Annotated in this window: 16 protein-coding genes; 15 read left to right on the top strand and 1 reads right to left on the bottom strand. The window is 42.2% G+C overall.

Annotation, left to right across the window (positions count from 1 at the left end):
- Positions 1-166: 166 nt before the first annotated feature.
- The 12 genes from coaBC to spoVM all read left to right on the top strand — a co-directional run bounded on the left by coaBC (position 167) and on the right by spoVM (position 13,044).
- Positions 167-1,375: a bifunctional phosphopantothenoylcysteine decarboxylase/phosphopantothenate--cysteine ligase CoaBC gene (gene coaBC / locus Q8G36_RS06070; protein ID WP_305159356.1), complete on the top strand. Its 1,209-nt coding sequence runs from the start codon at positions 167-169 to the stop codon at positions 1,373-1,375.
- Between the two features lie 6 nt (positions 1,376-1,381).
- A complete protein-coding gene (gene priA, locus Q8G36_RS06065; RefSeq protein ID WP_305159357.1) occupies positions 1,382-3,793 on the top strand; it encodes a primosomal protein N' in 2,412 nt (803 codons plus the stop codon).
- A 95-nt stretch (positions 3,794-3,888) separates the two neighbouring features.
- On the top strand, positions 3,889-4,371 hold the full coding sequence (gene def, locus Q8G36_RS06060) for a peptide deformylase (RefSeq protein WP_305159358.1): 483 nt from the start codon (positions 3,889-3,891) through the stop codon (positions 4,369-4,371).
- Positions 4,368-5,327, top strand: coding sequence for a methionyl-tRNA formyltransferase (gene fmt, locus Q8G36_RS06055; RefSeq protein ID WP_305159359.1), 960 nt, complete (start codon positions 4,368-4,370; stop codon positions 5,325-5,327). Before def ends, fmt begins: the two co-directional genes overlap by 4 nt.
- Complete coding sequence (gene rsmB, locus Q8G36_RS06050) at positions 5,314-6,666, top strand: 16S rRNA (cytosine(967)-C(5))-methyltransferase RsmB (RefSeq protein ID WP_305159360.1); 1,353 nt, start codon at positions 5,314-5,316, stop codon at positions 6,664-6,666. Before fmt ends, rsmB begins: the two co-directional genes overlap by 14 nt.
- Positions 6,666-7,760, top strand: a complete 1,095-nt coding sequence (gene rlmN / locus Q8G36_RS06045) for a 23S rRNA (adenine(2503)-C(2))-methyltransferase RlmN (protein WP_305159361.1) — start codon at positions 6,666-6,668, stop codon at positions 7,758-7,760. Before rsmB ends, rlmN begins: the two co-directional genes overlap by 1 nt.
- Before the next feature lie 4 nt (positions 7,761-7,764).
- Entirely contained in the window at positions 7,765-8,514 is a 750-nt protein-coding gene (locus Q8G36_RS06040; RefSeq protein ID WP_305159362.1) for a Stp1/IreP family PP2C-type Ser/Thr phosphatase, read from the top strand.
- A gap of 5 nt (positions 8,515-8,519) precedes the next feature.
- Positions 8,520-10,553, top strand: a complete 2,034-nt coding sequence (gene pknB / locus Q8G36_RS06035; RefSeq protein ID WP_305159363.1) for a Stk1 family PASTA domain-containing Ser/Thr kinase — start codon at positions 8,520-8,522, stop codon at positions 10,551-10,553.
- A gap of 23 nt (positions 10,554-10,576) precedes the next feature.
- Positions 10,577-11,458: a ribosome small subunit-dependent GTPase A gene (gene rsgA, locus Q8G36_RS06030; RefSeq protein WP_305159364.1), complete on the top strand. Its 882-nt coding sequence runs from the start codon at positions 10,577-10,579 to the stop codon at positions 11,456-11,458.
- Position 11,459: 1 nt separating this feature from the next.
- On the top strand, positions 11,460-12,107 hold the full coding sequence (gene rpe / locus Q8G36_RS06025; protein WP_305159365.1) for a ribulose-phosphate 3-epimerase: 648 nt from the start codon (positions 11,460-11,462) through the stop codon (positions 12,105-12,107).
- Between the two features lie 81 nt (positions 12,108-12,188).
- A complete protein-coding gene (locus Q8G36_RS06020; protein ID WP_305159366.1) occupies positions 12,189-12,842 on the top strand; it encodes a thiamine diphosphokinase in 654 nt (217 codons plus the stop codon).
- Between the two features lie 121 nt (positions 12,843-12,963).
- The gene (spoVM, locus tag Q8G36_RS06015) at positions 12,964-13,044 is read left to right on the top strand and encodes a stage V sporulation protein SpoVM (RefSeq protein ID WP_034313769.1); all 81 of its coding nucleotides are present in this window, start codon (positions 12,964-12,966) and stop codon (positions 13,042-13,044) included.
- Between the two features lie 191 nt (positions 13,045-13,235).
- Here the strand turns inward: spoVM and rpmB are convergent, their stop codons facing one another.
- Positions 13,236-13,424, bottom strand: coding sequence for a 50S ribosomal protein L28 (gene rpmB / locus Q8G36_RS06010; protein WP_034313767.1), 189 nt, complete (start codon positions 13,422-13,424; stop codon positions 13,236-13,238).
- Positions 13,425-13,676: 252 nt separating this feature from the next.
- Between rpmB and Q8G36_RS06005 the strand changes: the two genes are divergently transcribed.
- From Q8G36_RS06005 to sdaAB, 3 genes are all read left to right on the top strand, one after another.
- Positions 13,677-14,039: an Asp23/Gls24 family envelope stress response protein gene (locus Q8G36_RS06005; RefSeq protein ID WP_048684651.1), complete on the top strand. Its 363-nt coding sequence runs from the start codon at positions 13,677-13,679 to the stop codon at positions 14,037-14,039.
- 18 nt (positions 14,040-14,057) lie between these two features.
- Positions 14,058-15,728, top strand: a complete 1,671-nt coding sequence (locus Q8G36_RS06000) for a DAK2 domain-containing protein (RefSeq protein WP_305159367.1) — start codon at positions 14,058-14,060, stop codon at positions 15,726-15,728.
- Positions 15,729-15,931: 203 nt separating this feature from the next.
- Positions 15,932-16,594 (top strand): L-serine ammonia-lyase, iron-sulfur-dependent subunit beta, encoded by a 663-nt coding sequence (gene sdaAB / locus Q8G36_RS05995; RefSeq protein WP_305159368.1) that lies wholly within the window; start codon positions 15,932-15,934, stop codon positions 16,592-16,594.
- Positions 16,595-16,607 lie beyond the last annotated feature (13 nt).

The following is a 16,607-nucleotide window of genomic DNA, read 5'->3' as shown; positions in this document are numbered from 1 at the left end:
CCTGTTTGTTTTGATTTTTTTAAAGTAACGGAAGTCATTGATGAAAGCAGGCAAAGATATGGAATGTTTGGGGAAATCCATATGCTATTGCGCATTTCAAATGAAATTTCTTCGGTTTTCCGTCATAATTAGAAGAAAATAGAATGTATAGTTAGGGGAAATTTGCATGCTTATCGATAAAAAAGTACTTCTTTGTGTCACCGGCGGGATTGCTGTATATAAGGCTGCTGCCCTGACAAGTAAATTAACTCAGGAAGGTGCGCATGTTAAAGTGATCATGAGTGAATCGGCACGTAAGTTCGTGACTCCGCTCACCTTTCAAGCCCTTTCGAGAAATGATGTTTATACAGATACTTTTGATGAGAAGGATTCTTCAGTCATTGCCCACATCGACTTGGCTGATTGGGCTGATATCATCCTGTTGGCTCCAGCCACAGCCAATATCATTGGCAAGGTAGCCAATGGAATCGCGGATGATATGATCACGACAACACTACTGGCAACGGAAGCACCTGTCTGGGTTGCGCCGGCAATGAATGTGCACATGTACGCCCACCCAGCGGTACAGAAAAATATGGAGACACTTCGGTCGTTTGGATATCAATTCATTGAACCGGGTGAAGGGTATTTGGCATGCGGTTATGTAGGGAAGGGACGATTGGAGGAACCAGAAACAATCGTAGAACACCTTAATCGATATTTCGGTGAACGCAAATCACAGAAACAGCCTCTTAAAGGAAAGAAATTTTTGATAACGGCAGGACCGACTCGTGAAGCAATAGATCCGGTGCGTTACGTGACGAATCATTCCAGCGGCAAAATGGGCTATGCCCTAGCCGAAGTGGCAATTGAAATGGGCGCTGAGGTGACATTGATTACTGGCCCAGTGAACTTGATGCCACCTTCCAAGGCTAGCGTAATACCAGTGGAATCTGCAGCGGATATGTATGATGCGGTATTCGATCAGTTCGATTCCAGTGACGTCGTAATCATGACTGCTGCAGTGGCGGACTATAAACCAAAGATTTATCATGCTCAAAAGATGAAAAAGCAGCCAGGGGAAAATGTGATTGAATTTGAACGGACAAAGGATATCCTTAAGGAGCTCGGTGAAAATAAAACTCATCAGATCTTGGTAGGCTTTGCGGCTGAAACGAACAACGTTGAAGAATACGCAAGAGGAAAATTAGTCAAAAAGAATGCAGATATGATCGTTGCCAATAATGTTACCGTTGCAGGGGCAGGATTTGGAACGGATACGAACATCGTGACCATTTACGATAAAGATGGAAGTGCGACCGAACTTCCAAAAATGAGTAAAGCGGATATAGCTAAAAGCATCCTGGCAGAAGTATCTCGCAAGCAAAAGGAATGATGTCTTATGGATATAGCATCCGTCATCGTGGATGTACCTGCTAAACAAACGGATCGAGAATTCGATTATCGCATACCTGAAAAGTGGAACCAAGTCATCAAGCCCGGAATGCGGGTAATCGTCCCATTCGGTCCAAGAATGGTTCAGGGATTCGTCACAGGCTTAAAAGCTAAAAGCGACTTTGCGAAATTACGCTATATAAAAGAACCAATGGACTTGGAGCCCATCCTTAATGATGAATTGCTTCAGCTGGGTGACTGGTTGACCAAAGAGGCGATGTGTTTTAAAATTTCAGCGCTACAGGCCATGCTTCCGGCAGCGATGAAAGCAAAGTATGAAAAAGTGATCAAAGTCGTTGAAGATAAAAAGGATCGGCTCCCTCCCTTCATTCAAAACCTTTTCGGAAAAAATGATTCAATATCCTGGAAAGACGTGATTGAAGGGGAGAACGCCTCCCTCTTCCAAAAGGAAATGCAAAATGGCAATCTTGAGCTCGTATATAATGTGAAAAACCGACTTAATAAGAAGACGGTCCGTGTCATTAAATCTTTGCTATCCCCTAAGGAACTGAAAGAAATGGCATCAGCCATATCCAGCCATGCAAAAAAACAACAGGAACTCCTTCAATACTTTATTGAACATCAAGAACCCATTCCGTTAAAGGAATTGCTTGAATTGATAAACACATCAAGCGGTACCGTCAAATCCCTTGTATCAAAAGGGGCCTTGGCGGAAATGGATCAAGAAATTTACCGTGATCCTTATGAAAACCGTGTGTTCGAAAAATCCACTCCCTTTACACTGACAGCTGAACAAACAGCTGCCTTGAAGCCCATCAACGAGAAAATACATCATGATGAACATGATGTTTTCCTTTTATATGGTGTAACCGGCAGCGGGAAGACGGAAGTGTATCTACAGGCAATTGCCTCTGTCATTGAAAAAGGGAAGGAAGCCATCATGCTTGTACCTGAAATCTCCTTAACGCCACAGACGGTGAAGAGGTTTAAGGAACGATTTGGGGAGCAGGTAGCGGTCATGCATAGCGGTTTATCCGTAGGTGAAAAATATGATGAATGGCGGAAAATTCACCGTAAAGAAGTAAAAGTTGTGGTGGGCGCGCGTTCCGCCGTGTTTGCTCCTTTTGAAAACCTCGGACTGGTCATCATTGATGAAGAGCATGAATCCAGTTATAAGCAAGAAGAAACGCCAAGGTACCATGCCAGGGACGTTGCCATTGAACGAGCAAAATCATATAGGTGTCCTGTTATTCTAGGCAGCGCCACACCTACACTTGAATCTTTTGCGCGAGCCAAGAAAAACGTCTATAAATTATTGACCCTTAGCCAGAGGATGAATAAAAATGCGTTGCCGGCAGTGGATATTGTAGATATGAGGGAAGAACTGAGAACGGGAAATCGTTCCATGTTTTCGGAGCTGCTCTTTACCAAGCTGAAAGACCGGCTTGAGAAGGGGGAGCAAACAGTTTTGATGCTAAATAAAAGGGGTCATTCTTCCTTTGTGATGTGCCGAAGCTGCGGATTGGTCATCAACTGCCCTAATTGTGACATTTCACTCACATATCATCGCTTTAATGATATAATGAAATGCCATTATTGTGGGTTTGAAGAAGGAATGCCTTCCGTTTGCCCCGAATGTGAAAGTGAACATATAAGGTTCTTCGGCACAGGCACTCAAAAGGTTGAAGAAGAGCTTGCAAAAATCCTCCCTGAAGCACGGGTAATACGAATGGATGTTGACACGACGAGTAAGAAGGGTTCACATGAGCGGTTGCTGAATGCCTTTGGTGAAGGAAAGGCCGATATATTGTTAGGCACCCAAATGATAGCCAAGGGCCTTGATTTTCCTAATATCACCCTTGTTGGAGTCCTTTCAGCTGATACGATGCTACATCTGCCTGATTTCCGTTCTTCGGAAAAGACATTCCAGCTGCTGACACAAGTCAGCGGAAGGGCGGGACGTCATCAGCTTCCGGGAGAAGTGGTCATCCAAACCTATACGCCGGAGCACTACAGCATCGAGCTTTCTGCCTTACAGGATTTTGATGCTTTTTATGAACGTGAGATGCATCTGCGGAGGCAAAGTCATTACCCTCCCTATTATTATGTGGTCCTTATAACCGTTTCACATGAAGACTTAATGAAAACGGTGAGTGTCACTGAAAAAATTACCAATTATTTAGGCTCGCGATTGAATCGTGATTCTATCGTACTGGGTCCGGTTGCTTCGCCCATTAGTCGAATCAACAATAGATATCGCTATCAATGTCTGATAAAATACAAACGAGAACCGGACCTTAATCAGCATTTACGCACACTTTTGGAGCATTACCAAAAAGAAACCGCTCAAAATCATCTGCAGATTTCAATAGATTTAAATCCACAGATCATGATGTAATTGTTTAAGAGATGGATGATTACCGCGAGCTGTAACAGCTTGCGATTTTATATAACGAAGTGTTGTTTTTCATATCTAGGAGGGTACCTTTAATTTTGGCTATTTTACCGATTGTTTTGTTTCCTGAAAAAATTTTAAAACAAAAATGCGATAAAGTAACAAGTTTTGATAAAAAGTTGGCAAAGCTGTTAAATAACATGTATGAAACGATGGTGGAGGCGGATGGCGTTGGACTTGCAGCACCTCAGGTTGGCGTGAAAAAGCAAGTGGCCGTCGTTGAAATAGAGGAAGGATCAGCAATCGAACTGATTAATCCGGAAGTGCTGGAAATGGAAGGCGAACAGACAGGTGTTGAAGGATGCTTGAGCTTCCCGAGTTTATATGGTGAAGTATCGCGTCCATACCGTGTCAAAGTCCGGGCACAAGACCGAAAAGGATCTTTTTTCGAGATAGAAGCGGAAGATTTCCTCGCAAGGGCCCTTCAGCACGAAATCGATCATCTACAAGGAGTTTTATTTACAAGTAAGGTTTCCCGGTATATTTCGGAAGAAGAGTTAGAAAGGTTTGGAGAAGAATGACAAAAATTATTTTTATGGGTACACCGGACTTTTCAGTGCCGGTATTGAAAAGGATCATCGATGAAGGGTATGATGTGATCGCTGTTGTCACACAGCCCGATCGTCCAGTAGGCCGGAAAAAGGTACTAACGCCGCCGCCAGTTAAAGTCGAAGCCGAAAAGCAGGGGATACCCGTTTATCAGCCCGAAAAAATCCGTGAAAAAGAAGAACTTGAAAAAATCATTGCATTGAATGCTGACTTAGTGGTGACGGCGGCTTTCGGACAAATCCTTCCGAATGAATTGTTGGATGCCCCTAAGTACGGTTGTATTAATGTACATGCCTCCCTGCTTCCTGAACTGCGTGGAGGTGCGCCCATTCATTATTCCATTTTACAGGGGAAAGAAAAGACTGGGATAACCATCATGTATATGGCCGAAAAATTGGATGCAGGTGATATATTGACTCAGGCGGAAGTTACAATAGAGGAAGAAGACAATGTCGGTACACTGCATGATAAATTAAGCAAGATAGGATCGGATTTACTTGCAGAGACACTTCCAAAACTTATTAATGAGGAGTTACAGGCGATTAAGCAAGATGAGGCTAAAGCGTCTTTTGCGCCTAACATCAAACGGTCGGAGGAAAAAATCGACTGGTCGAAATCAGGGGAAGACATCTATAACCATATACGCGGCCTGAATCCTTGGCCTGTTGCTTATACTACCTTAGACGGTTCCATTTTGAAAATTTGGCAAGTAAAGAAACTTGAAGATGGCAAACAGGCCTTGCCGGGCACGGTCATTGATGTACAAAATGATGGTTTCATCGTTTCGACAGGCAATGAGACGGCAATACTAGTAACAGAACTGCAGCCTTCAGGAAAGAAAAAAATGCTGGCGAAAGATTACTTGCGCGGAGCCGGGTCGTTCATTAAAGCAGGCATGAAGTTAGGAGAACAGAATGAAGCAAACTAAAAAGGGAGTACGTGAAATCGCTCTCGATATTTTGGAATCTGTAGAGAAAAATCAATCCTACAGTAACCTATTATTGAATAACTTGATTAAAAAGCATCAGTTATCCGTCGTGGACAGTGGTTTGCTTACAGAAATAAGCTACGGTACCATACAGCGGAAGATGACTTTGGATTATTTTTTGAACCCGTATATTAAACAACCTAAAAAAACGCAAAGCTGGGTCATCAATTTACTAAGACTTTCCGTTTACCAAATGGTCTATTTAGATAAAGTGCCTGATCATGCAATCATTTTCGAGGCTGTCGAAATTTCCAAAAAGCGCGGACACAAGGGTACATCTTCGATGGTAAATGGTGTGCTTCGCAATATTCAAAGAAATGGTGTTCCTTCTTTAGAGGAAATTAAAGATGATCTTGAACGGCTTTCCATAGAAGTAAGTCATCCAATTTGGCTGGTCCAGCGTTGGGTAGAGCAATTTGGTTATGAAAAAACCAAGGAAATGTGTGAAATCAACTTAACTGCGCCATTACAGACAGGACGGGTCAATTTAAAGAAGATTTCACGCCGTGAACTGATCAGCATATTAACGGAAGAAGGATATCATGTTGAAGCAAGTGAAGTCGTTCCCGAAGCAATCGTCAGCTATAAAGGGAATCTTGCTCATTCAGAAAGCTATAAATTGGGGTATTTATCGATTCAGGACGAGAGTTCAATGCTTGTTGCCCATGCATTAGGTGCGAATGAAAATGATGCTGTGCTCGATTGCTGTGCTGCACCTGGAGGGAAAACGACACATATCGCAGAAGGCTTGACAACAGGACAAGTATATGCGCTCGACCTTCATGAGCATAAGGTCAAGCTCATTAAAGAGCAGGCGGAGCGCCTAAAACTCAGAAACAATATTAAGACCATGGCCCTTGATAGCAGAAAAGTGCAAGAACATTTTAATAAGGAAGGGTTTGACAGGGTCCTGATCGATGCACCATGTTCCGGATTGGGAGTCATGCGCCGGAAGCCTGATGTAAAGTACACTAAAACAAAAGATGATATAATGAAACTCTCAAGTATACAAAAACAATTATTGGAATCGGCTGCCCCGCTTGTTAAGCAAGGCGGACGGTTAGTATATAGTACCTGTACGGTGGATAAAGAAGAAAATGACAAAGTCGCTGCAGCATTTTTGGAAAGCCATCCGGATTTTGAAAGCGATGCAACCTTGTCCACAAGAATGCCTGAAAGCGTTCAGCCATTTATCGAGGGTCATACGCTGCAAGTTTTTCCGCAATATTTTAGCAGTGACGGATTCTTTATTGCGAGTTTTAGAAAGAAGGTGCTGTAATGGCAGAAATCACTAAATCATCTAGAGTAAGAAAAGACACGACACCAGAAAAACCATCGATCTACTCATTAGAGCTTCACCAAATTAAAGAATGGCTTCTTCAAAATGGAGAGAAGGCATTCCGGGCCGATCAAGTATATGACTGGCTTTATAAAAAGCGTGTCTCCAGTTTTGAAGATATGTCCAACCTTTCGAAATCATTACGGGATAAGCTGGAAGAACAATTCACCTTCACAACACTGAAAACTTTGATTCAGCAAACGTCCAATGACGGAACGATAAAGTTTTTATTTGAACTCCATGATGGATATTCGATTGAAACGGTGCTGATGCGCCATGAATACGGAAACTCCATTTGCGTGACAACGCAGGTTGGATGTAGAATTGGCTGCACATTCTGTGCGTCGACACTAGGCGGTTTGAAGCGGAATCTTGAATCAGGGGAAATTGTTGCCCAGGTCGTTAAAGTTCAGCAAGCACTTGACGAATCGGAAGAACGTGTTAGTTCTGTCGTTATCATGGGAATCGGTGAACCGTTTGATAATTACGATAATATGATGTCATTCTTGAAGAATATAAACCATGAAAAGGGCTTGAACATCGGCGCGCGTCATATTACCGTTTCCACAAGTGGAATCATTCCTAAAATTTATAAGTTTGCCGAAGAAAGCATGCAAATAAACTTTGCTGTTTCCCTTCATGCACCGAACACGGAATTGAGAAGTAAATTGATGCCGATCAATAAGGCCTACAAACTTCCAGACTTGATTGAAGCCATTAAATACTATACAGAAAAAACAGGTCGCCGTGTAAGTTTTGAATATGGTCTATTCGGTGGGGAAAATGATACAGTGGAGCACGCAGAAGAATTAGCAAATTTAATAACCGGGATAAAATGCCATGTCAATTTAATACCGGTTAACTATGTACCTGAACGCAACTATGTACGTACACCTCGTGACCAAATTTTTGAGTTTGAAAAAACATTGAAGAAGCGCGGCATTAATGTAACGATCCGAAGAGAACAAGGCAGTGATATTGACGCAGCCTGCGGCCAGCTTCGGGCCAAGGAGCGCAAAGAAGAGACGAGGTGACCCTATGAGGGCAATATTTAAGACAGACCGTGGAAAAGTCCGCCAGCATAATGAAGATAATGGCGGAATCTTTAATAACTCGGAAGGCGTTCGCCTTGCCATCGTTGCAGATGGCATGGGCGGCCACCGTGCCGGGGATGTAGCCAGTGCAATGACGATAGACCTTCTGAAAAAGGGCTGGGAAGTATCCACCGGAATCGAAACGGCAAATGATGCCGAGGATTGGCTGAAGCAGCAAATCTTCTTGGTCAATCAGTTGCTTTTTGAACATGCAGAAGCGAATACGGAATGTAAGGGCATGGGGACCACCATTGTTGCAGCCATTTGCACCGACAAGTTTGCTACCATTGCCAACATCGGGGACAGCCGATGTTATTTGTATAATGAGAGCGGTTTTAAGCAGATCACGGAAGATCATTCACTTGTTAACGAATTGGTCCGTTCCGGGCAGATTTCGAAGGAAGATGCCGAAAACCATCCACGGAAAAATGTTTTATTACGAGCGTTGGGGACAGAAACGCAAGTGGAAATGGACATTATGACGGTCATCTTTGAAGAAAATGATTTACTATTGCTTTGTTCGGATGGTTTGACGAATAAAGTGAGCGAACAGGAACTGGAAGAAACGGTAACCAATGGACAGCCACTTGAAGAAAAGGCGAATTCATTGATAGATAAGGCCAATCACTACGGCGGGGAAGATAATATCACCCTTGTGCTTGTTCAATTTACTGAAGAAAGTGAAAGCAGGTGAATTGAATGTTGATTGGTAGAAGAATCAACGACCGTTATAAACTGATCGAGATGGTCGGCGGCGGCGGTATGGCGAATGTTTACCTTGCAAGGGATATGATCTTAGATAGAGATGTTGCATTGAAAATCCTTCGCATGGATTTTAATAATGACGAAGAGTTCATCAAGCGCTTCAATCGGGAAGCCCAATCGGCAACCAGTTTGGCCCATCCCAATATCGTAAGTATTTATGATGTTGGTGAAGAAGATTCCATCTATTATATTGTAATGGAATACGTGGACGGTTTTACACTTAAGCAATACATACAAAAATATTATCCAATTCCAGTTGATGAAGCCTTGGATATCATGAAGCAAATCACGGCAGCGATTTCCCATGCCCATCATAATGGGATCATCCATCGAGACATCAAGCCACAGAACATTTTGATTGATAAAGAAGGAACCGTCAAGATTACGGACTTTGGCATTGCATTGGCCCTAAGTGCAACAAACATAACGCAGACCAATGCAGTCTTGGGCTCGGTTCATTATTTATCTCCTGAACAGGCCAGAGGCGGTATGGCCAATAAGAAATCGGACATTTATTCACTTGGCATCGTCATGTTTGAATTGTTGACGGGGAGATTGCCTTTTTCTGGTGAATCAGCCGTTTCGATAGCTCTTAAACATTTACAATCGGAAACTCCTTCGCCAAAACGCTGGAACCCTGAAATACCTCAGAGTGTGGAAAATATTATCTTGAAAGCGACAGCCAAAGATTCATATCACCGCTATGAGAGCGTGGACTCAATGGAAGATGACATGCGGACGTCGCTTAATCCGGAGCGTTCAAATGAACTGCCTTTTGCGATTCCCGAAGATCATGATGCAACAAAAGCCATCCCTGTCATAACGGATGATCAGCTTTCAAGCATTGACGAGACAATCATAAGGGGTCCTGAAAAAAATACATTAGTCTATGCGGACGATGAAGAAAGTGAATCAGAAGCAGAGATTAAATCGAAAAAGAAACAGAAAAAACAAAAGAAACAGAAAAAACAAAAAAACAAGTCGGAACACAAAGGTAAAAAACGAAAGAACATGCCTGCAATCTTGGTGACCACCTTTTTAGTTCTCGCCCTGCTTGCTGTTTTATCTGTCACTGTTTTACCTCCCCTCCTTGTTTCGAAGGAAGTGACGATCCCTGACCTTAAAGGGAAAGAATTGGATGATGCCATTACTGATCTGCTAGAATTGGATTTGGAAATTGGAGAAACGATCGAGATTGAAGATGAAGAGGTTGAAGCTGGTCTTGTAATCAAAACCAACCCTAAGGAAGGTAAGACGGTCAAGGAAGGCGCAGAAATCGATATTTATCAAAGCATTGGCAAAGAGACGATTTCATTGTCCAGCTATGAAGGTCGAGACTACTCGGATGTTAAATCCCTGCTTGATAAAATGGGATTCAAAAACATAAGCGTGACTGAAAAATATGATGTCAGTGCTGCTGGTACGATCATAGAACAATCGCCTTCGGGTGCCACTGAAATCGTACCATCCGAAACGGAGCTTGAGCTAACGGTCAGTAAAGGGGAAGATCTGCTTAGCTTGAAGAACTTAACGGGGTTCAATGAAGCTGGCCTTAATGATTATTCAAGTGAGAGTGGAATAAAGATAGATGTCGAAGAAGAAATCTATGATGATTCCGTAGCAGAGGGGCTTGTCATTTCCCAGTCACCCGAACCTGCTACGAAGGTGGAAAAGGGCAGTACTGTGAAGGTGGTCCTTTCAAAAGGGAAAGAAGAGATTCCTCCCAAGATTGTAACGGAGGAAATCAAAATCGAGTATGACCCGGTTGAGCCAGGCAAAGCGCAAAAAATTCAGATTTTCATTGAGGATATCAAAAATAGCATGACGGAGCCTAAAGAAACATTCTTTATCTTGGAAGATGCCAAGAGAACGATCGAATTAAATGTTTCCCCCGATAAGAAAGCAGGATATAAAGTCATGCGGGACAATCAGGTCATTATCGACCAAGCCGTCTCATATCCAGAATAAATTTAATAATTAGGAGTGTGGTTATGCCCGAAGGAAAAATTATCAAAGCATTAAGTGGATTTTATTATGTCCATGATGGTGAAGAGGTCTATCAATGCCGCGGACGGGGATTGTTCAGGAAGAATAAGGTAACGCCACTTGTGGGTGATTATGTGGTTTTTGAAGCGGAAAATAAAACGGACGGGACCGTGACCGAAATAAAACCGCGAAAGAATGAATTGATACGTCCGCAAATCTCGAATGTAGACCAGGCAATCCTTGTCTTTTCGGCAGTGGAACCTGATTTCAGTCCAGCCTTGCTTGATCGATTTCTCGTACTGATCGAAGATAACGAAATCGAACCCATTATCGTCGTGACGAAACTTGACTTGGTTACTGCTGAAAACCAAAAGAAATTGTCTCAGTATATCAAGGACTATCAGAAACTTGGCTATACTGTACTGGAGACATCTTCAGTTACCGCTGGAGGAATAGAAGAACTAGTGCCTTACCTGGAAGGAAAAACCAGTGTGTTTGCCGGTCAGTCCGGTGTTGGGAAATCGTCTTTGCTGAATGCAATCAATCCTGAATTGGCTTTAAAGACGGATGATATTTCTTCACACCTGGGACGTGGGAAGCATACCACCCGCCACGTTGAATTGATTCATATTGGCTCTGGACTTGTCGCGGATACTCCAGGGTTCAGTTCACTTGAATTTATGGAAATGGAAGCTGAACGGTTATCCTATTGCTTCCCGGAAATGCATAAGCATGGGGAAGACTGTAAATTCCGGGCCTGTCTGCACGATAAAGAACCGAAGTGTGCAGTGAAGGAAGCGGTTGATGCCGGGGAAATTCCACGTTATCGATATGAGCATTATATGCAATTCTTAGAAGAAATCAGAGATAGAAAGCCGAGGTATTAAAATGGTTAAAATCGCACCATCCATTTTATCAGCTGACTTTGCAAAATTGGGAGAAGAAATTCTTGATGTGGAAAGGGGCGGAGCGGATTTAATCCATGTAGATGTCATGGATGGGCATTTCGTGCCGAATATAACGATAGGCTCACTAATTGTTGATGCTATCCGACCGGTGACAAAGCTTCCGCTTGATGTTCATTTAATGATCGAACAACCCGATCGTTATATCGAGGCCTTTGCGAAAGCGGGAGCCGATTATATAACTGTACATGTAGAGGCGTGCACTCATTTGCATCGGACGATCCAATTGATTAAATCTTTTGGTGTAAAGGCAGGCGTGGTGCTTAATCCAGCTACTCCAGCTTCCTTGATCCAACCTATAATCGAAGATATTGACATGGTATTGCTGATGACGGTTAATCCGGGTTTTGGCGGGCAAAAGTTCATTAAATCCGTACTGCCCAAAATTGCCGAAGTGAAGGCGATGGCAGGAATGTATAATCAAAATTTGGAAATAGAGATTGATGGTGGAGTAAATGAAGAAACGGCTAAACTATGTATTGAACAAGGGGCGACAGTCCTAGTGGCCGGCTCGGCAATATATAATCAAGAAGATCGACACGCAGCGATTCAAAAGATCCGGGGAAAGTGATATAAGCCGACACTATCATATTCGTATGATGGTGATCGGCTTTTTTTATCAATTGAATATATATAGAAAAGGATGATTTAGATGATTATTAGCATAATGGCTGGAGGTCCTGAATGTCTTTGGCCGGATCTGACATGGTATAAGGAGAAGACTGATCTTTGGGTTGGGGTTGATAGGGGAGTATGGTCCTTGCTTGAAGAAGGTATCGAACCTAAGTGCGGTTTTGGGGATTTTGATTCAGTTTCGGAAGGTGAATACAAGAAGATTGAGCAAAGGCTGGAACAAATCAATCTATATTCTTCGGAAAAGGATGAAACGGATTTAGAAATTGCATTTAAATGGGCAATAAGTCAAAAGCCAAGTGAAATTCACATTCTGGGCGCTACAGGGGGGAGAATGGACCACTTTCTTGGAAATATCCAGCTGCTCCAAAAAGAAAGTGTCCTCCCATATCATGGCGATACAGATATATACATAGTCGATCAGCAAAATATATTCACAGTAAAGACAGCGGGTTCATATGAGGTCACTGCTTTGGATGATAAGAAATACTTGTCATTGCTCCCTGTAACGGCGGAAGTCACCGGCATTACACTTTCGGGTTTCAAATACCCACTGAATGATGCAAGCTTGGAAATAGGTTCGACGCTTTGCATCAGCAATGAACTAATTTCCGAATCTGGGAATGTTTCATTTGAGAAAGGCATATTAATGGTGATAAGAAGCAGTGATTAAAATTCATGCTTAGGGCAGATTCGGATATAATTACGATCATCCTATATCCGCTTAAAAGCTTATGTTGTAATAGAAAAATTCCACTTCATCTTATTTGTGGGATGCAAAGAGGAGGGGCATGATGAAATTTTATACGATTAAATTGCCAAAAGTTCTGGGCAGTTTGGTAAGGGCTATGCTCGGAGCGTTTAAAAAAGGCTGATACTTATCTCCATGACACCTCTCGAATATAGGGAGGTGTTATTTTTCGGGAAAATGAAAGGGGCGGCCATCCATTAATGGGTGAAGGCTTCCTTTCTTGATGCAGACTAGTCATGATCAACGAATTAAAACCATCCCCATTAAATACCGGCCATTACAAGTAAAAAGGCATCCTAAGAGGATGCCGTAACATTATACGCGTTCTACTTTGCCCGATTTAAGAGCTCTTGCAGAAACGTATACACGTTTAGGTTTACCGTCAACTAAAATACGTACTTTTTGAAGGTTAGCGCCCCATGTACGCTTGCTAGCGTTCATTGCGTGAGAGCGGCTGTTACCAGAACGAGTTCTTCTTCCAGTGATTACACATTTACGTGCCATGTTAAATTCCCTCCTAACTACAACAAGCTTAAGTTTTTCGCAGTCGTCTTAAGTCTTTGTAAAATACTTTAATAATTTATCATACCTACCGTTAGAATGCAATACTTCAGTTAATTACTTTCAAGAAAAAAACCTTGACATACATACTTCAAAATTGAATTATATATAGAACCGTAAGACATTTACTTTTAAAACCATAGACATTATAGTAAAATGTCTTTAGTTGATTTGATTTTTGGGAGGGAAAAGAAAATGTCTATCGAATTACAAACGAAGTATGGACAAATTGATATCTCTAATGATGTTATCGCTACTGTAGCAGGCGGTGCAGCCGTGGATTGCTACGGAATTATAGGAATGGCTTCCAAAAAACAATTTAAAGACGGCATTGCCGAAATTTTAAGAAAAGAAAACTTTACTAAGGGTGTAATTGTCCGTCAAGAAGAGGAAGAAGTTCATATCGATATGTATATTATCGTAAGTTATGGAACGAAAATCTCGGAAGTTGCACATAATGTGCAATCAAAGGTAAAGTACACTCTGGACAAAACTGTAGGATTAGCTGTTGATTCCGTTAATATTTTTGTACAGGGAGTTCGTGTGACGAACCCTTAAGTATAGGAGGAAAGTTTTGTGTCAATTACAAGTTTAAACGGAAAGCGCTTTGCAGAAATGATCATTCAAGGTGCCAACCATTTAGCGGCTAATGCCCAAATGGTTGATGCGTTGAATGTTTTCCCTGTTCCAGATGGAGATACAGGAACGAATATGAATTTATCGATGACTTCGGGAGCGAAGGAAGTGCAAAATAACGTCCAGGAACACATCGGGAAAGTGGGCACGTCCCTTTCAAGAGGACTGCTGATGGGCGCACGTGGCAATTCGGGAGTTATCCTTTCGCAACTGTTCCGCGGTTTTGCTAAAGCGATTGAACATAAATCGGAAATCAATAGTGAAGAATTTGCCCAAGCTTTTGAAGCAGGGGTACAGACAGCTTATAAAGCTGTTATGAAACCTGTTGAAGGAACCATTTTAACGGTTGCAAAAGATGCAGCCAAGCAAGCGGTTTCATCAGCAGCAAAGCATATAGACCTTATTCAGGTAATGGAAGAAATCGTTACGGAGGCCAATGCTTCATTAAAACGCACACCGGATCTTCTTCCAGTCTTAAAAGAAGTGGGAGTCGTTGATAGCGGCGGGCAAGGGTTGGTGTTTGTTTATGAAGGTTTCCTTGCTGAGCTGAAAGGTGAAGCCCTTCCAGTCCGATCTGCAAATGGCCCAAGCATGGATGACATGATCAGTGCCGAACATCACATGAATGTACAAGGGCATATGAACACGGAAGATATCGTATATGGCTACTGCACGGAATTCATGGTCCGCTTGGAAAGTGAAAAACTTGCCAATAAATCATTTGATGAAGAAAAATTCAGAAATGATTTAAGTGAATACGGAGATTCTTTATTAGTCATCTCAGATGATGAAGTTGTCAAAGTACATATTCACTCTGAACAGCCTGGCATGTGCCTGAATTATGGACAGCAATATGGTAGTTTAATAAAAATGAAAATTGACAATATGCGTGAACAGCATACTGCGATTGTAGGTGAGACGAATACACCCCTTCAAACTAAACCGTCCACCAAAGAGAAGTACGCTGTAGTGTCAGTGGCGATGGGCGCTGGCATCAGCGAATTATTCAAAAGCATCGGCGCTAAGTCCGTCATCGAAGGCGGACAAACGATGAATCCTAGCACGGAAGATATCGTTAAAGCTGTCGAAGAGGCATATGCAGATCATGTGATCATCTTGCCTAACAATAAAAATATCATCATGGCGGCCAATCAGGCTGCGGATGTACTTGGGGATCATGTGACTGTAATTCCAACGAAAACAGTACCACAAGGAATGGCTGCATTGTTGGCTTTCAACCCTTCACTTGATGCCGAAGAGAATAAAAAAGCGATGAACGAAGCCCTTTCGCATGTGAAAACGGGCCAGATTACTTATGCTGTCCGGGATACCAACATTGATGGTCTTGCAATCGAGACCGGGGACTTCATGGGAATTGCTGAAGGCACCATCAAAGTGAAGGATAAAGACATGACTCAAGCGGCAAAAGATCTTCTCTCCAATATGATTGACGAAGATTCAGAAATCCTTACCATTTTATATGGAGAAGATACCACTGCTGAAGATGTCGAAAGTCTTGTTGCGTTTTGTAATGAGAATTTCGAAGATGTTGAAGTTGAAGTCCATAATGGGAAACAACCTTTATATTCTTTTATTTTTTCAATTGAATAAGTAGAGAACCAGATAAGGGAGACTTATTCATCACAATGTTTGGAGGATCCCGAAAAAAATAAAAGGCAATAAACTGCATATGTCATTAGGCTATGCAGTTTTATTTTTTTGAAAAGAAGGATTACGGACAGCGTAATTGTAATTACAATATATCAGGCTTTATTATTAAACTAACTCCCAGTGTATAGAAGGAGGAGCAAATCATGAAATTTAGAAGTGTATTCGATATAATTGGTCCTGTTATGATCGGCCCCTCTAGTTCCCATACAGCAGGAGCTGCAAGGATCGGTAGGGTTGCCAGGAATTTATTCGACCGGGAACCAAAATGGGCCCATATTTCTTTTTACGGATCGTTTGCTAAAACCTATAAAGGCCATGGAACGGATGTAGCCATTGTAGGAGGCTTACTTGATTTTGATACATTTGATGAGAGAATCAAAGAATCGCTGGAAATAGCCCGCAAAAAGAAAATGAAAATCACTTTTCGAGAAGAAGAAGCAGTACCTGAACATCCCAATACAGCAAAAATAACAGTAGGTGATGATGATGGTGAACTGGAACTTGTCGGAATATCGATTGGCGGGGGGAAAATCGAAATCGTCGAACTGAACGGGTTTAAATTGAGGCTCTCCGGGCACAACCCTGCCATACTCGTCGTTCATGATGATCGATTTGGTGCCATTGCCAATGTTTCAAACATATTAGCCAAGCATCAAATCAATATTGGCCAGATGGAAGTCTCCCGAAAAGAGAAAGGGAAGATGGCCTTGATGACGATTGAAGTGGACCATAACCTGGAGGATGATGTCATCGCTGAAATTACAGCACTACCCAACATCACTCAAGTAGCAAGGATTGTGGATTGATAAGGCAATCGTT

Source organism: Peribacillus frigoritolerans (assembly GCF_030676415.1).
GTDB lineage: Bacteria > Bacillota > Bacilli > Bacillales > DSM-1321 > Peribacillus > Peribacillus frigoritolerans_A.
This window is presented reverse-complemented; position numbering and strand designations above follow the sequence as displayed.

What these genes read in the sequence shown, in the direction of transcription:
- coaBC (WP_305159356.1), top strand. Translation starts at nt 167, where the DNA reads ATGCTTATCGATAAAAAAGTACTTCTTTGTGTCACCGGCGGGATTGCT.
- Q8G36_RS06020 (WP_305159366.1), top strand. Translation starts at nt 12,189, where the DNA reads ATGATTATTAGCATAATGGCTGGAGGTCCTGAATGTCTTTGGCCGGAT.
- rsgA (WP_305159364.1), top strand. Translation starts at nt 10,577, where the DNA reads ATGCCCGAAGGAAAAATTATCAAAGCATTAAGTGGATTTTATTATGTC.
- rpmB (WP_034313767.1), bottom strand. Translation starts at nt 13,424, where the DNA reads ATGGCACGTAAATGTGTAATCACTGGAAGAAGAACTCGTTCTGGTAAC.
- pknB (WP_305159363.1), top strand. Translation starts at nt 8,520, where the DNA reads ATGTTGATTGGTAGAAGAATCAACGACCGTTATAAACTGATCGAGATG.
- fmt (WP_305159359.1), top strand. Translation starts at nt 4,368, where the DNA reads ATGACAAAAATTATTTTTATGGGTACACCGGACTTTTCAGTGCCGGTA.
- Q8G36_RS06040 (WP_305159362.1), top strand. Translation starts at nt 7,765, where the DNA reads ATGAGGGCAATATTTAAGACAGACCGTGGAAAAGTCCGCCAGCATAAT.
- rsmB (WP_305159360.1), top strand. Translation starts at nt 5,314, where the DNA reads ATGAAGCAAACTAAAAAGGGAGTACGTGAAATCGCTCTCGATATTTTG.
- rlmN (WP_305159361.1), top strand. Translation starts at nt 6,666, where the DNA reads ATGGCAGAAATCACTAAATCATCTAGAGTAAGAAAAGACACGACACCA.
- spoVM (WP_034313769.1), top strand. Translation starts at nt 12,964, where the DNA reads ATGAAATTTTATACGATTAAATTGCCAAAAGTTCTGGGCAGTTTGGTA.
- sdaAB (WP_305159368.1), top strand. Translation starts at nt 15,932, where the DNA reads ATGAAATTTAGAAGTGTATTCGATATAATTGGTCCTGTTATGATCGGC.
- rpe (WP_305159365.1), top strand. Translation starts at nt 11,460, where the DNA reads ATGGTTAAAATCGCACCATCCATTTTATCAGCTGACTTTGCAAAATTG.
- Q8G36_RS06005 (WP_048684651.1), top strand. Translation starts at nt 13,677, where the DNA reads ATGTCTATCGAATTACAAACGAAGTATGGACAAATTGATATCTCTAAT.
- priA (WP_305159357.1), top strand. Translation starts at nt 1,382, where the DNA reads ATGGATATAGCATCCGTCATCGTGGATGTACCTGCTAAACAAACGGAT.